Below are 19,892 nucleotides of genomic sequence, written 5' to 3'. Positions count from 1 at the left end.
TCGGCGCGGGTTTCAGCTCTCCATCCTTCACGGGGTGGAGGGCTTTTTTGCGTTGGGGTTCCAGTCGCCGGCCATGGCCTGGATATCGGCGTCCTCGCGGAGCATGGCTTCCTTCATGGCTGCCATCTCCAGCGCGAAATGGTCAACGTAGGGCACGCTCGGCGGAATGTCATCACGGTCCAGACCGGTCGCTCTGGCCCAGTACGCGCAGCCGTCTCGCGGGGTGGACTTCACGAGCCGGCTCTGCACGCACCAAATCGACCCGTCCGGGTAGCGCGGATTGGTGGGGCCGCCCCAGTGCTCGCACCACTGGCAGTGGCGCGGGCCTCGCTCTCCCTGCTGGCGGAAGAAATGCTCGCTCATGCTGTGAAAGCATACAGTAGCCCCTCAGGTCGCGCCGAGCAGCTTCTTTTTCCAGGGCCAGTCCTGATACTTGTCCCCTGTCTGTTTGACGTGGGTGTAGCGCTGCAGGCTCTGCCACGAGCGATGCGCCGACACGGTGGCCACGCGTGGAATGTTCCAGCCCATCTCGAATAGCCTAGAAATGCCGTCGTGCCGCAGGTCATGGAAACGTAGATCCTCGATGCCCAGAATGGCGCAGGCACGGGTGAACGAGGCGCTGACCGAACCTTCGTTGTAGGGCCAGATCCGCCCTTTCTTGGCGCCCAGCCGCTGGATGATCTGCAGGGCCTCGGGCGTCAATGCGGTCACCACGTCGTTGCCGATCTTCTCGCCGGGGTTCTTCATGTCGCGCACGGTCAACTCAGCGTGCTCGGCGTTCAGATCTTCGGCGGTGATCCGGCAGGTTTCTTCCTGGCGCCGCGTCGAGAAGATGCTGAACAGGATTAACGCGCGCATGGGGATGGGGTCGGCGTTCTTGAGCTCGTAGGCGCTGTAGTGCGCCATCAGCTTGTCCAGTTCGTCCAGTGTCGGCCGCCTGGTGCGTTGTTTCGAACGGCTGATCAGTCCCAGCTTGACTGCCACGACGCGGGCGTCCTCGGCCGCCTGCTGGTCGAGCGGGTAGCCCCAGGCCGGCCTGGCCACGCTGTAGACCGCCGCCAAGTGGGAGAGGTAGTTGCCTCGCGTCTGCGGCTGCGATGTGAGCGTCTGCAGATACTTGATGATCTCCGGGCTGGTGGCCTCGCTGCAGCGCAGCTTCCCGAAATCCGAGTCCTTGATGGTGCGCAGCACCTGGGTCTTGGTCTTGCCGTGGGCCTTGTGCTTCTCCTGGTTGTACTGGTCGATCACGTCGGCCATCAGCGGGTCGGCGGGCTTTGTCAGCGCGCCAGGCACCGCGAGCTCCGTTTCGCGTTTCTTCATCCAGGCCTTGGCGGCCTGTTCCCGGTCGAAGGTCTCGGTTTCCCGGAAGATGACCTTGCCGCCTTTTTTGATTCGCACCGTGGCCATATACCCAGTCGTGCCGTCTTTTCGGGTGCGTGCGAGAATTGTTCCCATGGGTGGTGCTACATCGGTTTTTTTGTCGCCCCGAATGTAGCACCGACATTGAAAAATGAGCGAAAAACGCAGGAAATCACATTGAATCAGACACCGCTAGAACAGGGCGTTTCCAGAGGGAAAACGGGTCCTCAGAGCTACGCGGCTGTTAGCGTGGCCCCGATGATGGACTGGACGGACCGCCATTGCCGTTACCTGCACCGCCTGCTCTCGCGCCACACGCTGCTCTACACCGAGATGGTGACGACCGGCGCGCTGATCCATGGCGACGTGGGGCGGCATCTGCGCTTCGATGCGACGGAGCATCCGGTGGCGCTGCAGCTCGGCGGCAGCGAGGCCTCGGACCTGGCGCATTGCGCGCGGCTGGGCGAGCAGTGGGGCTACGACGAGATCAACCTGAACTGCGGCTGCCCTTCGGAGCGCGTGCAGCGCGGCGCGTTCGGCGCTTGCCTGATGGCCGAGCCCGACCTCGTGGCCGATGGCGTGAAGGCCATGGTCGACGTGGTCTCCATCCCGGTGACGGTGAAGCACCGCATCGGCATCGACCGCACCGAGAGTTATGCGTTCGTGCGCGATTTCGTGGGCAAGGTCAGCGAGGCCGGCTGCGACACGTTCATCGTGCACGCGCGCAACGCCTGGCTCAAGGGCCTGAGCCCGAAGGAGAACCGCGAGATTCCACCGCTGCGCTACGAACAGGTGTACCGACTCAAGCGCGATTTTCCGCGGCTCACCATCGGCATCAACGGCGGCATCACCACGCCTGCGCAGATCGCCGAGCACCTGCAGCATGTGGACAGCGTGATGGTCGGCCGCGAGGCGTACCACAACCCCTGGCTGCTGGCTGGCTTCGACGAAGCCTTCTTTGGTACGACGCCGCAGTTGGCGAGCCGCGAGGCGGTCGAACTGGAAATGGTGGCCTACATGGAGCGCATGGCCGCCTCGGAGGGCACGCCGTGGTACCCGATCGCACGCCACATGCTGGGCTTGCGCCATGGCCTGCCGGGCGCGCGCCGCTGGCGCCAGGTATGGAGCGACCACCGCCTCAAGACACTGCCGCCGCGCGAGGTGATGGCCATGGCGCATGCAGCGCCGCCGCGCGCCGAAAGAGCCGAAGTCGCCGCTGAAAACGAAGCCGCTGCCTGACCGAAGCCGCTGCCTGACTAACGGGGTGCGGCGATCTCCAGCGTATGGAGTGCTTCCTCGAAGTCGTAGCCGCTGATTGCGGCCTGCACTTCGCCATGGGCCTGGCCAAGGGCCTCGCGCAACATCTGGCTGTGTTCGCTGAAGTAGTCGCCGGCCTCGGGATCGGCATCGTCGAGCAGTGCGCGCAGCCGCGCGAGCACGGGGCCGACGTGTTCCGCCGGCACGGCTTTGGCCTGTGCCGCAGGTATCGCCGATGCCACCGGAGCCGGCCCGGCCAGCGCCACGGCCAGTGGCTGGACGATGGTCGCCAGGGCGCGCTCCAGGGCCATCAGCAACGCATCGACCGTGTCCACGTCCTCGCCCTGGGCCATGGCCCGCTCGGCATCTCCGGCTGCCTGTTGCAGCGCGCTGGCGCCGATGTTGCCGGCCAGTCCGCGCAGCGTGTGGGCCAGGCGCAACGCCAGCTCGCGTTGCCCGCCGTCGAGTGCGCTGCGGATCTGCGCGGTCGCCATGCCCTGGCCGGCCACGAACTTGTGCAGCATGCTCAGGTACAGGGATTCCTTGCCCATCACCCGCCGCAGGCCGAGCTGGGTGTCCAGGTCGGGGATGTGGCGGGGGATGTGGTTTTCGGTGGAGGCCTGCGCGGGCGGTGGGGCTACCGGCGCAGGTACGCCCAGGCCGTCGCGCAGGCGAATCCAGCGGCTCAGCGCCAGCCACAGGGCATCGGGGTCGATCGGCTTGGTCACGAAGTCGTTCATGCCCGCGGCAAGGCAGCGCTCGCGGTCGATCTGCATCGCATTGGCGGTCATGGCCAGGATCGGCATCGCCGCCAGCGCGGGTTCGCGGCGCAGGAGGCCTGCGGCAGTGACGCCGTCCATCACCGGCATCTGCATGTCCATGAGCACCACGTCGTAGAGCTGCCGTCGCGCGCGGGCCGCGGTCACCTTGTCGAGCGCCACCTGGCCGTTGTCGGCCACATCGACCTCGAACCCGGCGTCCTGCAGCAGTTCGCTCGCCACCTGCTGGTTGAGTTCGTTGTCTTCCACCAGCAGGATGCGTGCGCCGCGCAGTGGCGCCAGCGCGGCCAGCGCCTGGGAGGCGGTCGCTGCGGCGAAGTCGTTCAAGGCCTTCGGCGCCTTGTCGTGGCCCAGCACCCGCATCATGGTGTTGAACAGCACCGAGGCGCTCACCGGCTTGAGCAGCCACTCGGCCACGGTGATCGTCTGTTGGCGCGCCAGATCGTCGCGCCCGTAGGCGGTCACCATGACCAGCCGCGGGGCACGGGCCAGACCCAGCGCCTCGATGCGTTCGGCCGTCTCCACGCCCGACAGGCCGGGCATCTGCCAATCGAGCGTGGCCACGTCGAAGCCACCACCTTCGGCCGCGGCCTGGCGCACGAGTTCCACCGCCTGCGCCCCCGAATGCGCCACCGTCACCGCGAAGCCGAGCGCGGCCAGCATCTCGGACAGCACCGTGGCCGCGTTGTCGTTGTCGTCCACCACCAGCACGCGCAGGCCGCGCAGGTCGATGTGCGGCATCAGCCGTGGCTGCTGGCGCCGGCCCAGCCCCAGGCGCGCGGTGAACCAGAAGGTCGAGCCCTGGCCGGGCACGCTGCGCACACCCACGTCACCGCCCATCAGCTGCGCCAGGCGCTTGCTGATGGCCAGTCCCAGGCCGGTGCCGCCGTACTGGCGCGTGGTCGAGGTATCGGCCTGCTGGAAGCTCTGGAACAGCCGCGCGATCTGTTCCGGCGTCAGGCCGATGCCGGTGTCGTGCACCTCGAAGCGCAGCAGCACGTCATGCGCGGTGCGTTCCTCGGCCCGGACCACGATGTCGATCTCGCCCTTCTCGGTGAACTTGATCGCGTTGTTGGTGTAGTTGATCAGGATCTGGCTCAGCCGCAAAGGGTCGCCGAGCAGGCTTTGCGGCACCTCGGCCGGCAGGTCGCAGACCAGTTCCAGTCCCTTGCCTTGGGCCTTGTCGGCCACCACGCCGGCGACGTTCTCCAGCACCCTGTCGAGCTCGAAGGGCACCTGCTCGATCACCAGCTTGCCGGCCTCCACCTTGGAGAAATCGAGGATGTCGTTCAGGATGCCGAGCAGGTGCTGGCCCGACTGCTGGATCTTCTGGATGTAGTCGCGCTGGCGCGGATCGAGCGCGGTCTTGAGCGCGAGATGGCTCATGCCGATGATGGCGTTCATCGGCGTGCGGATCTCATGGCTCATGTTGGCCAGGAAGTCGCTCTTGGCCTGGTTGGCCGCGTCCGCGGCTTCCTTGGCAAGCTGCAGCGCTTCCTGGCTGCGCTTTTGGTCGGTGATGTCGACGAAGGCGCAGATCAGGCCGCCGGGCGTTCCATCCTGCTTGCGGAAGCCGCGCTTCCAGGTCACCGTCTCGTGCATCTCGCCGTCCACGAAGCGCCGGGGCATGACCTGGCGCAGGACCAATCCGCCATGGATGACCTGCTCGTCTTCCTTCATCTGCACCTGCCGTTCCGGCAGCGGCAGCCCCTCCAGGTCGAGCACGGTCTTGCCGATCATCTCCTCGGTGATCAGACCCTGGCTTTCCGTGTAGCCGCGGTTGAAGCCCATGTAACGGCCATCCGCGTCCTTGTAGAACACGGCCACCGGAATCGTGTCCAGCAGCACTTTCTGGAACGCCACCTGGTCCGCCAAGCGCGCCTGCAGCTGCTTGCGTTCGCTGATGTCTTCGATGACCCAGATCGCCGCGCGCTGGAATCCTTCGAGCTGGATGCCACGGCCCGAGACCATGCCGGCGAACATCTCGCCGTCGAGGCGGCGCAGCGTCCATTCCAGCTTGACCGCCTCGCCCAGCGCGAGGATCGGGCCGACCTCCGCGCCGAAGGCGGCGTAGCTTTCGGGGCCGTCGAACATCACCTGCGTACGCTGGCCCAGCAGCGCGGCTTCGCTGCCGCGCAGGATTTCGGCGAAGCCGCGGTTGAGCTGTTTGATCAGGCCATCGGCCGTGAAGATCACGCCCGAGGGGGTGTTCTCGAAGATGGCGCGTTGCTGCTCGACGAGCTGGCGCATGTCGCGGTCGGAGCGCTGGGATTCGGCGAACAATTCGTCGCGCGAACGTTCGGCGAACATCGCCTGCAGGCCCGGCAGCGCGTCGGCGGCGATGCCTTGCGACAGGGGAAAGCCCAGGCGCAACTCATGCCGCCCGGCGGCCTCGAAGCGCTCGGCCGTGGTGCTGAAACGCGAGAGCTGCACCGGCGTGGCGGGCAACGGCGCGGTCGATACGAAACTCACCACGGCGCGGGCGCCGCCAGGCCCGTTCTCGCACGCCATCTCGATGCTCGCCGGCTGCTGGGCCCCGGCCGCGGCGCCAGCCTGCCGCAGCCAGCGGCACATCTCGGACACACAGGAGGCGATCAGTGTGCAGTGCGCGACATGGGAGGCGTGGCCCGACGTGCCTTCCAGCGTGAGCAGCGCCTGGTGGACCTTGCGGCGCGCCTCGAGGTACGCGTCCGGCCCATGCAGCACGACGCGTCCGATCCAGGCTAGCGCCGACATTTCACCACGATGCAACTCGCATCGTCCGTGCTGCGGCCGGCCTGCCGCAGGAGGTTGTCGGCGATCTGCTGCGCCGAGCTCAGGTGCAGCCGCGCCATGGCCTGGCTGCTCAGCGATTGGCGCACGCCGTCGGAGTACATCAGTACCAGGTCCTCGGCATGCAGCTCGAAACGCTGCACATCGGGTGAGGGAAACCGCTCGCCAAGCACGCCGTCTCGGGCGATGCCGGTCCAGGGCGTCTGGCCGAGGCACCGGATACGGATGTTGCCGATGCCGGCGAAGCGCAGTTCGGCGCCGGCCGTGTCGACGAAGGCCAGCGAAACGGCCGCGCCGATGCTGCCCACGGCCAGGGTGTGCAGGGTGCGCAGCAGCCGCGCCAGGTCGGGGCTGGCCGCCGCGCGCACGCCTTCGGTCAATCGCTGCGCCAGCAGATGGGCGGCCTTGCCGTGGCCCGAGGCGTCGATGCAGGCCAGCAGCATGCCGCCGGCGACGGGCAGCACCAGTGTGCTGTCGCCCGACACGTGCTCCGGATAACAGGGGCGGTTGGCGGTGCCGATCTCCAGGCGCAGCTGGTTCGACGTACTCTCGCCGAGGGCTGGCACACCGGCGATGCTCGCGCGGTCGGCCGTGCGCGGGTACGACGGGTCCCACTTGCGCGCGACGATGCGCGTGCCCCGGCCGGGGGTAGAGACCACGTCCAGCTCCGACACCATGCGCTGCACGCCCGACAGGCCCATGCCCAGGCTGCCCGACGAGCTGTAGTGCTCCTGCATGGCTTTCGGGATGTCCGCGATGCCGGGGCCGTGGTCTTCGGCCACCAGTTCCACGCCGCTGCGCAGGCCGTCGTGCACGCCCTGCACGCGCAACTGGCCTGCGCCTGCGTACTTGAGGATGTTGCTGCCGAGTTCGGCCACCACGGTGGCCACCAGCGTCTGGTCGACTTTGTTGAAACGCGCGAGGCAGGGCAGGCGGGGCACTTCCAGCACCGCCACGCGCAGATCCAGGCTCGACTGGAGCCGGAAGCAGACGGGCTTGCCGAGGGCTGCGTGCATGACCAGCCTTAAGTCTGGCGCCTGGCGAGGAGGGCGAAGGCGTCCTCCATCTGCAGGCAGAAGCGCATGCCCTCGGTGTCGACGTCGGCATGGGCCAGGAAGGCCGCAATGCCGGGGGTCAGGCCGACCAGCACCACGCGCGCACCCAGCAGGCCGGCGACCCGAGCCAGCCGGGCGAAGCGGTCGAACTCGTAGGCGTCGAGGATCTGCACACCGGAGAAATCGAAGATCGCCGCGTCGAGCTGGCTTTCCACCAGGCGTTCGGTCACCGCCCGATGCACGCCGCCGAAGGCCTCGTCGGTCAGATCGGCCTGCAGGGTGATCACCAGGCAACCCTGGGCCTGGGTCATGGATACACCGGCCGTGGCTTGGGCGGACATGGCCTGCCTCAGTGGCCGATACCCGCGCGGTGGCCGTGGCCCAGGTCGACCACGCCGACGGCCTTGAGCGCGAGTTCGAACGCGTCGCGCAGCGTGGCGGTGGTCTTGACTTCGCCGATCGACACACCGAGTTCGACCATGGTCCGCGCGATCGATGGCGACACGCCGGAGATGATCGACTCGCAACCCATCAGCCGCGTGGCCTTGGTGATCTTGATCAACTGGTTGGCCACGCCGGTGTCGACCGAGGCCACGCCGCTGATGTCGAGCACGAACACGCGCGAGCGGCTCTCGGCGATCTTGGTCAGCGTCTTGTTCATGATCTCGGCGGTGCGCGTGGAGTCGATGATGCCCACCAGCGGCAGCAGCAGGATGCCTTCCCAGATCGGCGTGACCGGGGTGGACATCTCCATCATGGCGCGGCTGTGGTCGGCGATGCGTTCGCGCGCGATGCGGGCGATGGTGTCGATGACCAGGAAGGTGTCGAGCTTGATGAGCTTGTTGATCGAGACGGACATGTCCAGCAGTTCGTCGGCCGGCACGCCCTGGCTGCGCAGCGTTTCGATGATCAACTGGAACCAGCGGCCCATGCCGGCGAAGTAGATGTCGTTGGGCAGCTCGATGTGGGCATGCACCGCGCCGATGTGGGTGCGGCGCGCCACGTAGAAGTCGTTCACTTCGGCGGCGAAGAATTCCTGCCAGTGCCTGACCTGCAACTGGCTGACGCGGGCCTGGTTGCCGCCGTCGGGAAAGAACTGCGCGTACTCGGGCTGGCCGCGCAGCCAGACGTACCATTGCTCGACGAAGGCCTCGAGTTGCGGTGTGATCATCCGGCCGGCGGCGCGGATGTTCTCGACGTCACGCGGAAACACGGAAAACTTGTCCAGGAGTTCGGCTGAAGTCATGGTCATCCTCGTGATGGCTGCGCTCTCACGCAGAGGCTGGAAAGGGCTCAAGACATCGAGAAGATAACATTTGGTAACCAGCTGCACAACTTGACGGCGTTGCGGTCCGTCTGTGGCAGCGGGTCGCAACGCCGCGAGGCGAGGGGGTTTCGTTCAGATCGCGGCTTCCAGACCGCTTCGGAAATGCGCCTGCATGCGCTGCATCGCCGCCGGCGCGTCGCGTGCCAGCAGTGCGCGCATGACCTCGGCATGCTCCTGCAGGGATTCCTGGATCCGCCCGGACTTGAGCAGCGAGTTGTGCCGGTTGAGCTTCATCACCTTGCGCAGGTCGGCCACCATCTGGTCGCGCCAGCGGTTGTCGGCGATCTCGAGCAGGCGCATGTGAAAGCGTTCGTTGACGGCGAAGAACGCCTCCCGATCCGCCACGGCGGCTTCGAGTTCGGCATGCAGGGCCTGCAATTCCTCGAGCTGCGCATCGGTGGCGCGCGCAGCCACCACGCCCGCGGCGTCGCTCTCCAGCAGGCTCAGGAGATGGTAGACGTCGGCCAGGTCGCGTTCGGACACCTCGGTCACATACGCGCCGCGCCGCACCTTCATGGTCACCAGGCCCTCGGTCGCCAGCACCTTCAGCGCCTCGCGCAGCGGTGTGCGGCTGATGCCGTATTCCTCGGCGAGCTTGAGTTCGTCGATCCAGCTGCCCGGCGCCAGTTCGCGGTTGAAGATGCGCTGGCGCAGCAGTTCCGCCACTTCTTCGTAGAGCGCGCGGGGGGTCAGGGTCAAGGCAGCCATGGCTGGATTTTACTCAAACAAAATTTTGCATCAATAATTATAAATGATGTAGACTTCCGCGGACCGTGGAAAACCCGTGGAACGAGAGAGACGCGCATGCCAAGCCCCCAAGCTGATTCCCCTGCCCAAGCCGAATTCAATCCATCCGACCTGGCCGCATGGGCCAAGGCCGCCGCCAAGTCGGCGCCTGGCGGCGACGTGGCCGCGCTCGGCTGGCTCACGCCGGACGGCATCATGGTCAAGCCGCTCTACACCGCCGAGGACACGGCCGGCCTTGCCTACACCAACACCTTGCCCGGCTTCGAGCCCTACATCCGCGGCCCCCAGGCGACCATGTACGCGGTGCGGCCCTGGACCATTCGGCAATATGCGGGCTTCTCCACGGCCGAGGAATCGAACGCCTTCTACCGCAAGGCGCTGGCCGCCGGCGGGCAGGGCGTCTCCGTGGCGTTCGACCTGGCCACGCACCGCGGCTACGACAGCGACCATCCGCGCGTGACCGGCGATGTCGGCAAGGCCGGCGTGGCCATCGACAGCGTGGAGGACATGAAGATCCTGTTCGACCAGATCCCGCTGGACAAGGTCAGCGTCTCCATGACCATGAACGGCGCGGTGCTGCCGGTGCTGGCCGGCTACGTGGTGGCGGCGGAAGAGCAGGGCGTGGCGCAGGACCAGTTGAGCGGGACCATCCAGAACGACATCCTCAAGGAGTTCATGGTCCGAAACACCTACATCTACCCGCCCGAGCCGAGCATGCGCATCATCGGCGACATCATCGAATACACGGCGCAGAAGATGCCGAAGTTCAACTCGATCAGCATCAGCGGCTACCACATGCAGGAGGCCGGCGCGAACCAGGCGCTGGAGCTGGCCTTCACCCTGGCCGACGGCAAGGAATACGTGAAGACGGCCATCGCCAAGGGCATGGACGTGGACGAATTCGCCGGCCGCCTGAGCTTCTTCTGGGCCATCGGCATGAACTTCTACCTCGAGGTGGCCAAGATGCGCGCGGCGCGGCTCCTGTGGTGCCGCATCATGAAGGGCTTCGACGCCAAGAAGGCCAAGAGCCTGATGCTGCGCACGCACTGCCAGACCAGCGGCTGGAGCCTGACCGAGCAGGACCCCTACAACAACGTGGTGCGCACCACCATCGAGGCCATGGCCGCGGTGTTCGGCGGCACGCAGAGCCTGCACACCAACAGCTTCGACGAGGCCATTGCCCTGCCCACCGAGTTCAGCGCGCGCATCGCGCGCAACACCCAGCTCATCATCCAGGAAGAAACCCACATCACCAATGTGATCGATCCCTGGGCCGGCAGCTACATGATGGAAAAGCTCACCCAGGACATGGCCGATGCCGCCTGGACCATCATCGAGGAAGTCGATGCCATGGGTGGCATGACGAAGGCCGTGGACAGCGGTTGGGCCAAGCTGAAGATCGAAGCGGCGGCGGCCGAGAAACAGGCACGCATCGATTCGGGCAAGGACGTGATCGTCGGCGTCAACAAATACAAGCTCAAGACGGAAGACGCCATCGAGAGCCGCGACATCGACAACGTGGCCGTGCGCGACGGGCAGATCGCGCGCTTGAAAAACATCAAGCAAAAACGCGATCAGGCGCAGGTTGAAAGCGCGCTGGCTGCTCTCACTTTTGCAGCAGAAAGCGGTGAAGGCAACCTGCTCGACCTGAGCATCCAGGCCGTGCGCCTGCGCGCCACCGTCGGCGAAGTCTCCGACGCACTGGAAAAAGTCTACGGGCGCCACCGCGCCGATACCCAGAAGGTGACCGGCGTGTACGCAGCAGCCTATGACTCGGCCGAAGGCTGGGAAAACCTCAAGACCGAGATCAACGCCTTCGCCGAAGCCCAGGGCCGCCGCCCGCGCGTGATGATCTCCAAGCTCGGCCAGGACGGCCACGACCGCGGTGCCAAGGTGGTGGCCACGGCCTTCGCCGACCTCGGCTTCGACGTCGACATGGGCCCGCTGTTCCAGACCCCCGAGGAATGCGCGCGCCAGGCCATCGAGAACGACGTGCATGCGGTCGGCGTGAGCACACTCGCCGCGGGCCACAAGACGCTGGTGCCGGCGATCATTGCCGAACTCAAGAAGCAGGGCGCGGACGACATCATCGTCTTCGTCGGCGGCGTGATTCCGCGGCAGGACTACGAGATGCTTTACGAGGCTGGCGTGAAGGGCATCTACGGGCCGGGCACGCCGATCCCGGCCAGCGCGAAGGACGTGCTGGAGCAGATCCGCAAGGCGGTCTCGTAAGGTGCATCTCCTCCGTTCGTGCTGAGCCTGTCGAAGCATCTCCCTGATCCATGCAGCCTTTTTTTGTCTACCTGCTTCGTTGCGCCGATGGCTCGTATTACTGCGGGCACACGGACGACGTGGATGCGCGCATGGAGCAGCATGCGGTGAGCGACAGCGGCCATCTGGCGACACGTAAGCCTTTGGAGCTGGTCTGGCAGGGCGAATTTGAGACCCGGGCTGGCGCGATCGAGTTCGAGCAGCAGGTGAAAGGGTGGTCGCGGGCGAAGAAGGAAGCGCTGATTGCGGGGGATTGGGAGCGGATGAGGGTGTTGGCGCGGGCGGGGGCTCATCGTGGCCCCTCCACCGTTCGTGCTGAGCTTGTCGAAGCATCTGCCCCGCAACCAAGCCCTTCGACAGGCTCAGGGCGAACGGAGGCGGGCCGTATCCCAACGCCTCAATCAACCCCCGTTCGTGCTGAGCCTGTCGAAGCAAGGGCATCGGAACCAAGCCCTTCGACAAGCTCAGGGCGAACGGGGGAGGGCATCATCCCCACCCCAACTCCCGTTCGTGCTGAGCCTGTCGAAGCAAGGGCATCGGAACCAGGCCCTTCGACAAGCTCAGGGCGAACGGGGGATGGCATCATCCCCACCCCAACTCCCGTTCGTGCTGAGCCTGTCGAAGCACGCCCGATCATCCCGAGCCGAGTCGAAGGGGCTGAGCCTGTCGAAGCTCAGCGCATCCTCCACGCCGACCCGCTCCCCCAGCGCCGCGCGATCGCCAAGGCCATCACCCTGCTCGAATCCACGCGCGCCGACCATCGCGCGCAGGCGGACGAACTGCTCACGGCCCTGCTGCCGCATACCGGCAGATCCTTCCGCCTGGGCATCAGCGGCGTGCCGGGCGTGGGCAAATCCACCTTCATCGAGGCGCTGGGACTGCACCTGATCGCGCTGGGCCACCGGGTGGCGGTGCTCACCATCGATCCGTCCTCCACCGTCTCCGGCGGCTCCATCCTCGGCGACAAGACGCGCATGGAAAAGCTTTCGGTGCACGAGCGCGCCTACATCCGGCCGAGCCCGAGCAGCGGCACACTCGGCGGCGTGGCCGAGAAGACGCGCGAGGCGATGCTGGTCTGCGAGGCGGCGGGCTACGACGTGGTGATCGTCGAAACCGTGGGCGTGGGCCAGAGTGAGACGGCGGTGGCCAGCATGACCGACATGTTCGTGCTCATGCAGTTGCCCAATGCCGGCGACGACCTGCAGGCGATCAAGAAGGGCGTGATGGAAATCGCCGACCTGGTGGTCATCAACAAGGCCGACCTCGATGCCGATGCCGCCATGCGCGCAGGGTCGCAGATCACCTCGGCCCTGCGGCTGTTCGGCCTGGTCAACAACGCCATGGGCCATGCCCAGGCGGAGGATTTCGACAGGCAGTGGCAACCGCGCGTGCTGCAGCTCAGCGCCCTGCACAACCGCGGCGTGGATGCCTTCTGGACGACCGTCACGCAGTTCCAGGCGTTGCAGGCGGCCAATGGCCGGCATGCGGCGCGGCGCGAGCAGCAGGCGCTGGCCTGGATGTGGGAGCGGATCGAAGCCGGGCTGAAGAATGCATTCCGCGCCGATCCGGCCGTGCAGGCCTGCCTGCCGGAACTCTCGCGCGCCGTGGTGGCCGGCCAAGCCGTACCGTCGGCGGCGGCGCGCCAGTTGCTGGGCCTGCTGTTCAAGGGGGCCGCATGAGGGCCGAGCTGCCGCGCGAACTGTTGCCGGACGATCTGCAGCGCATCCGCGCCTCCGAGGGCTGGCGGCGCGACCGCGTCGAAGTGCTCGAAACATCGGCCGGCCCGGTGGTGGTCAAGGGCCAGCGGCCGCCGCGCAGCGTGACGCCGCGGCGCATGTTCAACTGGGCCATGCAGGCCGCCGGACTGGCCACGCTGAAGGTGCCGCTGCGCGACGGCGGGCCCGAGGCGCAGCAGGTCGAGGTGCGGCGGCTGGCCGAACTGCGCGCGGCCGGTGTACGGGTGCCGACGCTGATGCACGTCGAGCCCGGCTTCTTCGTCCAGGAATACCTGACCGGCCCCGATCTTTCGCGCGAGCTCAGCCGGGGTGCCGGCGACAGGCTCGCGGTGTGGCAGCAAGGCGTGGCGGCCGTGCAGGCCGTGCACAGCCGCCAAGAATGCCTGAGCCAGGCCTTCGCGCGCAACTTCATCGTCACGCCCGAGGGCATCGCCGCCATCGACCACGAGGAAGACCCGCTGGAGGTGGTGAGCCTGCCGCAGGCGCAGGCGCGCGACTGGCTGTTCTACCTGCATTCCACGTTGTGGCTGCTGCCCGAACGGCGCGCCGAGATGCTATCGGTGTGGGAGCGCGTCGTGGGCGCGGAGAGCCGGCTCGTGGCCGATTTCATGCACAGGCTGGCACGCCGCCTGGCGCCGCTGCGCCACCTGCCCAGCCAGCGCAAACCCTGGGGCCGCGACATCGTCAGCGCGCAGGCCGCCGCTTCGTTTCTCAACACCTGGTCCAGAAGCTGAACAGAACACTCACGGAGATCCCATGAAAGACATCCTCGAACAACTCGAGAAAAAGCGTGCCGCGGCACGGCTCGGCGGCGGCCAGAAGCGCATCGCCGCGCAACACGGCAAGGGCAAGCTCACGGCGCGCGAGCGGCTCGACATCCTGCTCGACGAGGGTACCTTCGAAGAGTGGGACATGTTTGTCGAACACCGTTCGGTGGACTTCGGCATGGCCGACAACAAGATCCCCGGCGACGGCGTGGTCACCGGCTACGGCATGATCAATGGCCGCCTGGTGTTCGTCTTCAGCCAGGACTTCACCGTGTTCGGCGGCGCCTTGAGCGAGGCCCATGCCGAGAAGATCTGCAAGGTGATGGACCAAGCCATGAAGGTCGGCGCGCCGGTGATCGGCCTGAACGACTCCGGCGGCGCGCGCATCCAGGAAGGCGTGGCCTCGCTCGGCGGTTATGCCGACGTGTTCCAGCGCAACGTGATGGCCTCGGGCGTCGTGCCGCAGATCAGCATGATCATGGGCCCCTGCGCGGGCGGCGCCGTGTACTCGCCGGCCATGACCGACTTCATCTTCATGGTGAAGGACAGCAGCTACATGTTCGTCACCGGCCCCGAGGTGGTGAAGACCGTGACGCACGAAGAGGTGACGGCGGAGGAACTCGGTGGCGGCATCACCCACACCACGCGCAGCGGCGTGGCCGACCTGGCCTTCGAGAACGACGTGGAGGCGCTGCTGATGCTGCGCCGCCTCTACAACTACCTGCCGCTGAACAACCGCGAGAAGGCGCCGGTGCGGCCCAGCAACGACCCGGCCGATCGGCTCGACGCCAGCCTCGACACCCTGGTGCCGAACAACCCGAACCAGCCCTACGACATGAAGGAGCTGATCGCCAAGACGGTGGACGACGGCGAGTTCTTCGAGATCCAGCCCGAATACGCCAAGAACATCGTCATCGGCTTCGCGCGCATGGAGGGCCAGACGGTGGGCATCGTGGCCAACCAGCCGCTGGTGCTGGCTGGCTGCCTGGACATCAAGAGCAGCATCAAGGCCGCGCGCTTCGTGCGCTTCTGCGATGCGTTCAACATCCCCGTGATCACCTTCGTCGACGTGCCCGGCTTCATGCCCGGCACCAGCCAGGAATACGGCGGCATCATCAAGCACGGTGCCAAGCTGCTCTACGCGTACGCCGAGTGCACGGTGCCCAAGATCACCGTGATCACGCGCAAGGCCTACGGCGGCGCCTACGACGTGATGGCCTCCAAGCACCTGCGCGGCGACGTCAACTTCGCCTGGCCGAACGCCGAGATCGCGGTGATGGGCGCCAAGGGCGCGGTGGAGATCATCTTCCGCGAGGACAAGAACGACCCGGCCAAACTCGCCGCGCGCGAGGCCGAATACAAGGCGCGGTTCGCCAACCCTTTCGTGGCCGGCGCGCGCGGCTTCATCGACGACGTGATCCTGCCCAGCGAAACGCGCAAGCGGATCTGCCGTTCGCTGGTGATGTTGAGGGACAAGAAGCTCGAGAACCCGTGGCGCAAGCACGGGAATATTCCGCTGTGAGGTTTGGAGAGACGTCTCACACTCCGTTCGGGCTGAGCTTGTCGAAGCCTCTGTCAACGGTCCTTCGCCAAGCTCAGGACGAACAGGTATGCGGTACGGGATGTGTAGTAACCAGTCCTTCGACAGGCTCAGGACGAACGGGTAGAAAAAGGAAGTTCCATGTTTGAAAAAATCCTCATCGCCAACCGCGGCGAGATCGCCTGCCGTGTCATCAAGACCGCCAGGAAGATGGGCATCAAGACCGTGGCCGTGTACTCCGATGCGGACCGCGATGCGCGCCATGTCGAACTCGCCGACGAGGCCGTGCACATCGGCCCCTCGCCGAGCCGCGAGAGTTACCTGCAGGCCGACAAGATCATCGCCGCCTGCAAAGAAACGGGTGCGCAGGCGGTGCATCCGGGCTACGGCTTCCTGAGCGAGAACGCGGGCTTCGCCAAACGCGTGGAAGAAGAGGGCATCGTTTTCATCGGTCCGAAGCATTATTCGATCGCGGCCATGGGCGACAAGATCGAATCCAAGAAGCTCGCGGGTGCGGCCGGGGTGAACTGCATCCCCGGCGTGAACGACGCCATCGACACGCCCGAGCGCGCGGTGGAGATCGCCCGTGGCATCGGTTATCCGGTGATGATCAAGGCCAGTGCCGGCGGCGGTGGCAAGGGCTTGCGCGTGGCGTTCAACGACAAGGAAGCTTTCGACGGCTTCACCAGTTGCCGCAACGAGGCACGCAACAGCTTCGGCGACGACCGCGTGTTCATCGAGAAGTTCGTCGAGGAGCCGCGCCATATCGAGATCCAGCTGCTGGGCGATTCGCACGGCAATGTGTTGTATCTGAACGAGCGCGAGTGCTCGATCCAGCGGCGCCACCAGAAGGTGATCGAGGAGGCGCCTTCGCCCTTCATCAGCGACGCCACGCGCCGCGCCATGGGTGAGCAGGCCGTGGCGCTGGCCAAGGCGGTGAAGTACCAGAGCGCGGGCACGGTGGAGTTCGTGGTCGGCAAGGACCAGAGCTTCTACTTCCTGGAGATGAACACCCGGCTGCAGGTAGAGCATCCGGTCACCGAATGCATCACGGGTCTGGACCTGGTGGAGCTGATGATCCGCGTGGCCGCGGGCGAGAAGCTGCCGCTCACGCAGGCCGAGGTCAAGCGCGAGGGCTGGGCCATCGAGTGCCGCATCAATGCCGAGGACCCGTTCCGCAACTTCTTGCCCAGCACCGGCCGCTTGGTGAAGTTCCAGCCGCCGAAGGAAACCATGTTTGCCGCCTCCGTTCGTCCTGAGCCTGTCGAAGGCGCTTTTCAGGATGATCCGTTTGCCAGGGCTTCGACAGGCTCAGCCCGAACGGATGTATTCGGCGTGCGGGTGGACACCGGCGTGCAGGACGGCGGCGAGATCCCGATGTACTACGACTCGATGATCGCCAAGCTCATCGTGCATGGTCACGACCGCCTCGAGGCCATCGCCAAGATGCGCGAGGCGCTCAACGGCTTCGTGATCCGCGGCATCAGCAGCAACATCCCGTTCCAGTCAGCCCTGCTCGCCCATCCGAAGTTCGTGGCCGGCGACTTCAACACCGGCTTCATCGCCGAGCACTACGCCCACGGCTTCCGCGCCGAAGACGTGCCGCATGGCGATCCGGACTTCCTGCTGGCGCTGGCGGCCTTCGTGCACCGGCGCTACCGCAACCGCGCCACCGGCATCAGCGGCCAGATGGCCGGGCACGAGGTGGAGGTGGGCAACGCCTTCGTGGTCGTCGCGCTGGGCGCGCAAGGGCAGAAGACGGCGCATCCGGTGCAGGTCACAGAGTTTGAAGGAAAAACCGGCTCCAGCCTTGTACAGATGGGCGGCAGGAGCTATCAGTTTTGTAGCAACGCGCGGCTTGGCAGCGAACGCATCCACGGCACCTGCAACGGCGCGCCGTTTACCGCGCAGGTGGAGCGCGGCGGGCCGGGCCGGCCTTCGCGCAATCCGCTGGCCTTGCGCATCGCCCACAACGGCACGCAGATCGACGCGATGGTGCTGTCGCCGCGCGCCGCCGAACTGCATGCGCTGATGCCGTACAAGGCGCCGCCGGACATGAGCCGCTACGTGCTGTCGCCGATGCCCGGCCTGTTGGTGGAGGTGGCGGTGCAGGTCGGCCAGAAGGTGCAGGCCGGCGAGCGGGTGGCGGTGATCGAGGCGATGAAGATGGAGAATGTCCTGTTCGCCGCGGCCGATGGCGTGGTGGGCAAGGTGCTGGCCGCCAAGGGCGAGTCGCTGAGCGTGGACCAGCCCATCGTCGAATTCGCCTGACCCGGTCCAACCCCGAAGGAGCTTCCATGACGCCCGAAGAGTTCAAGCTTGAACTGGCCGCCCACCGTTTCCCGCCGCCCGTTCTGGTGTCGCGTGACGCGACCTATGCGCTTGGCGACCATGCGCACGATTTTGATGCCTGCGCGCTGATCCTGGAGGGTGAGATCACGCTGACGCTGGCCGGCGTGGCCACCACCTATGCCGCGGGCGACGTGTTCAGGGTGCCGGCGGGGCAGGTGCACGAGGAACAAGCCGGTGCCGCGGGTGTGCAATACCTGGCGGGCCGGCGTGATCCGAAGGATCGGCCATGACGACCTCCCGGCCACGTCCCTTCAAGGTCCTCGGTATCCAGCAGATCGCCATCGGCGGCCCGGACAAGCTGCGGCTGCAGAAGCTCTGGGTCGACATGCTCGGCCTGGAAGTCACCGGCACGTTCAAGAGCGAACGCGAGAACGTCGACGAGGACATCTGTGCCATTGGCAGCGGTCCGTTCAAGGTCGAGGTCGACCTGATGCAGCCACTCGACCCGGATCGCAAGCCCGCCGTGCACGCCACGCCGCTGAACCACGTGGGCCTGTGGATCGACGACCTGCCCAGTGCGGTGGCATGGCTCACGGCACAGGGCGTGCGCTTCGCGCCGGGCGGCATCCGCCGGGGCGCGGCCGGCTTCGACATCTGCTTCCTGCATCCGAAGGCGAGCGACGACTTCCCGATCGCAGGGGAAGGCGTGCTCATCGAGTTGGTGCAGGCGCCGCCGGAGGTGGTGAGCGCGTTCGCCAGGCTGGCCGCCGGCTGAGGCGCTACAGCTTCGAATCCAGCTCGATGTGTTCGGCCGGCATGTCGGCCGCCAGGCGCGCCACCTGGTGTGCGAGCACGGCTTCATCGTCGGCATAACGCTGCGCGATGTGGCGGAATTCCTCGGCGACGCCGACGAAGGCTTCGACCACGTCGGGATCGAAATGGCTGCCGCTGCCGGCCTGGATGATGTCGAACGCCGTCTCGTGCGGGAATGCGGACTTGTAGGCACGTCGGGAGATCAGCGCGTCGTACACGTCGGCCACCGCCATCAGGCGTGCCGAGACCGGGATCAACTCGCCGATCAGGCCTTCGGGATAGCCGCTGCCGTCCCACTTCTCCTGGTGGCTCTTGGTGATCTCCTTGGCGAAGCGCAGGAACGGCATTTCCGTGCCCTGTTCGCTTTCGGCGTTCACGATGGCATCGTGCCCCAGCGTGGTATGGGTCTTCATGATCTCGAACTCCTCGGGCTCGAGCATGCCGGGCTTGAGCAGGATGCGGTCCGGAATACCGACCTTGCCGATGTCGTGCAGCGGTGCCGACTTGAACAGCAGGTCGATGTTGTCCGGCGTGAGTTCCTCGCAGAAGCGCGGGTGCCGCTGCAGCGCCAGGGCCAGCGCGCGCACATAGTGCTGCGTGCGGCGGATGTGGTTGCCGGTCTCGTTGTCGCGGGTTTCGGCCAGCAGCGCCATGGCGCGCACCGTCACGTCCTGGATCGCCACGATCTCGCGCGTGCGCAGCTGCACCTCGTGCGCAAGGAGGCGGCGCTGGTCCTGCAGGAAGTCGCGCGCCAGCTTCAGTTCGATGTGGTTGTGCACGCGGGCCAGCACGATGGCCGGGTTGATCGGCTTGGTGATGTAGTCGACCGCACCCATGTCCAGGCCGGTTTTCTCGTCGTCGCTGGCGCTCATCGCGGTGAGGAAGATCACCGGGATGTCGGCGGTCTCGGGGTCGGCGCGCAGGTGGCGCATCACCTCGTAGCCGTCCATGTCGGGCATCATGATGTCGAGCAGGATCAGGTCGGGGAGCGGCCTTGCGGTGGTGATCTGCAGCGCGCGCGCGCCGCTCGAGGCCAGCTTCACGCGGTAGGTGTCCTTGAGCAGCCCGCTCATCAGCGCCAGGTTGTCGGGCGTGTCGTCGACCACCAGCACGGTGCGCTTCGCGGTGGTTCGCAGCGGTGTGTGTTCGTCCATGGCAACTCTCCGATTCACCCGCA

General features: G+C 66.3%; 17 protein-coding genes and 1 pseudogene. 9 read left to right on the top strand and 9 right to left on the bottom strand.

The genetic code is table 11. The features are described 5' to 3' along the window. Positions 1-27: 27 nt before the first annotated feature. The gene (locus tag RD110_RS18520) at positions 28-363 is read right to left on the bottom strand and encodes a hypothetical protein (protein ID WP_076200963.1); all 336 of its coding nucleotides are present in this window, start codon (positions 361-363) and stop codon (positions 28-30) included. A gap of 24 nt (positions 364-387) precedes the next feature. Next, entirely contained in the window at positions 388-1,407 is a 1,020-nt protein-coding gene (locus tag RD110_RS18515) for a site-specific integrase (protein WP_239467066.1), read from the bottom strand. 210 nt (positions 1,408-1,617) lie between these two features. On the opposite strand from RD110_RS18515, the gene dusA reads away from it, so the two are divergent. Further along, entirely contained in the window at positions 1,618-2,598 is a 981-nt protein-coding gene (dusA, locus tag RD110_RS18510) for a tRNA dihydrouridine(20/20a) synthase DusA (protein ID WP_083686345.1), read from the top strand. Positions 2,599-2,615: 17 nt separating this feature from the next. On the opposite strand, the gene RD110_RS18505 is transcribed toward dusA, so the two are convergent. The 5 genes from RD110_RS18505 to RD110_RS18485 all read right to left on the bottom strand — a co-directional run bounded on the left by RD110_RS18505 (position 2,616) and on the right by RD110_RS18485 (position 9,257). Further along, positions 2,616-6,131 carry a PAS domain-containing hybrid sensor histidine kinase/response regulator gene (locus RD110_RS18505; protein WP_076200957.1) on the bottom strand — a complete coding sequence of 1,172 codons (3,516 nt, stop codon included), beginning with the start codon at positions 6,129-6,131 and terminating at the stop codon, positions 2,616-2,618. Beyond that, positions 6,119-7,183: an ATP-binding SpoIIE family protein phosphatase gene (locus tag RD110_RS18500; RefSeq protein WP_076200955.1), complete on the bottom strand. Its 1,065-nt coding sequence runs from the start codon at positions 7,181-7,183 to the stop codon at positions 6,119-6,121. The genes RD110_RS18505 and RD110_RS18500 overlap by 13 nt, the downstream gene beginning before the upstream one ends. A gap of 8 nt (positions 7,184-7,191) precedes the next feature. Next, positions 7,192-7,563, bottom strand: coding sequence for an STAS domain-containing protein (locus tag RD110_RS18495; RefSeq protein WP_157900244.1), 372 nt, complete (start codon positions 7,561-7,563; stop codon positions 7,192-7,194). Between the two features lie 8 nt (positions 7,564-7,571). After that, positions 7,572-8,468: a protoglobin domain-containing protein gene (locus RD110_RS18490; protein WP_076205260.1), complete on the bottom strand. Its 897-nt coding sequence runs from the start codon at positions 8,466-8,468 to the stop codon at positions 7,572-7,574. A gap of 153 nt (positions 8,469-8,621) precedes the next feature. Next, a complete protein-coding gene (locus RD110_RS18485) occupies positions 8,622-9,257 on the bottom strand; it encodes a GntR family transcriptional regulator (protein ID WP_076200952.1) in 636 nt (211 codons plus the stop codon). A gap of 96 nt (positions 9,258-9,353) precedes the next feature. Between RD110_RS18485 and scpA the strand changes: the two genes are divergently transcribed. Next, the gene (scpA, locus tag RD110_RS18480) at positions 9,354-11,528 is read left to right on the top strand and encodes a methylmalonyl-CoA mutase (protein ID WP_076200950.1); all 2,175 of its coding nucleotides are present in this window, start codon (positions 9,354-9,356) and stop codon (positions 11,526-11,528) included. Between the two features lie 50 nt (positions 11,529-11,578). Then, a pseudogene (locus RD110_RS28970) lies at positions 11,579-11,740 on the top strand (GIY-YIG nuclease family protein); the annotation flags it as partial. 387 nt (positions 11,741-12,127) lie between these two features. Here the strand turns inward: RD110_RS28970 and RD110_RS28650 are convergent. After that, on the bottom strand, positions 12,128-12,370 hold the full coding sequence (locus tag RD110_RS28650) for a hypothetical protein (RefSeq protein WP_239467324.1): 243 nt from the start codon (positions 12,368-12,370) through the stop codon (positions 12,128-12,130). Here RD110_RS28650 and meaB point away from each other — a divergent pair. The 6 genes from meaB to RD110_RS18445 all read left to right on the top strand — a co-directional run bounded on the left by meaB (position 12,284) and on the right by RD110_RS18445 (position 18,677). After that, positions 12,284-13,246, top strand: a complete 963-nt coding sequence (gene meaB / locus RD110_RS28645; RefSeq protein WP_239467303.1) for a methylmalonyl Co-A mutase-associated GTPase MeaB — start codon at positions 12,284-12,286, stop codon at positions 13,244-13,246. The two genes, RD110_RS28650 and meaB, sit on opposite strands and share 87 nt — an antisense overlap. Beyond that, on the top strand, positions 13,243-14,037 hold the full coding sequence (locus RD110_RS18465; RefSeq protein ID WP_076200948.1) for a BUD32 family EKC/KEOPS complex subunit: 795 nt from the start codon (positions 13,243-13,245) through the stop codon (positions 14,035-14,037). Before meaB ends, RD110_RS18465 begins: the two co-directional genes overlap by 4 nt. A 22-nt stretch (positions 14,038-14,059) precedes the next feature. Beyond that, entirely contained in the window at positions 14,060-15,592 is a 1,533-nt protein-coding gene (locus RD110_RS18460; RefSeq protein ID WP_076200946.1) for an acyl-CoA carboxylase subunit beta, read from the top strand. A 159-nt stretch (positions 15,593-15,751) separates the two neighbouring features. Beyond that, positions 15,752-17,881 carry an acetyl-CoA carboxylase biotin carboxylase subunit gene (locus RD110_RS18455; RefSeq protein ID WP_076200944.1) on the top strand — a complete coding sequence of 710 codons (2,130 nt, stop codon included), beginning with the start codon at positions 15,752-15,754 and terminating at the stop codon, positions 17,879-17,881. A 26-nt stretch (positions 17,882-17,907) separates the two neighbouring features. Continuing rightward, on the top strand, positions 17,908-18,192 hold the full coding sequence (locus RD110_RS18450) for a cupin domain-containing protein (RefSeq protein WP_076200942.1): 285 nt from the start codon (positions 17,908-17,910) through the stop codon (positions 18,190-18,192). Continuing rightward, complete coding sequence (locus tag RD110_RS18445; protein WP_076200940.1) at positions 18,189-18,677, top strand: VOC family protein; 489 nt, start codon at positions 18,189-18,191, stop codon at positions 18,675-18,677. The genes RD110_RS18450 and RD110_RS18445 overlap by 4 nt, the downstream gene beginning before the upstream one ends. Positions 18,678-18,681: 4 nt before the next feature. Here the strand turns inward: RD110_RS18445 and RD110_RS18440 are convergent, their stop codons facing one another. Then, complete coding sequence (locus RD110_RS18440; protein ID WP_076200938.1) at positions 18,682-19,869, bottom strand: response regulator; 1,188 nt, start codon at positions 19,867-19,869, stop codon at positions 18,682-18,684. Between the last annotated feature and the right edge of the window lie 23 nt (positions 19,870-19,892).

The sequence above is a fragment of the Rhodoferax koreense genome, from assembly GCF_001955695.1.
In the GTDB taxonomy this organism is placed as follows: domain Bacteria; phylum Pseudomonadota; class Gammaproteobacteria; order Burkholderiales; family Burkholderiaceae_C; genus Rhodoferax_B; species Rhodoferax_B koreensis.
This window is presented reverse-complemented; position numbering and strand designations above follow the sequence as displayed.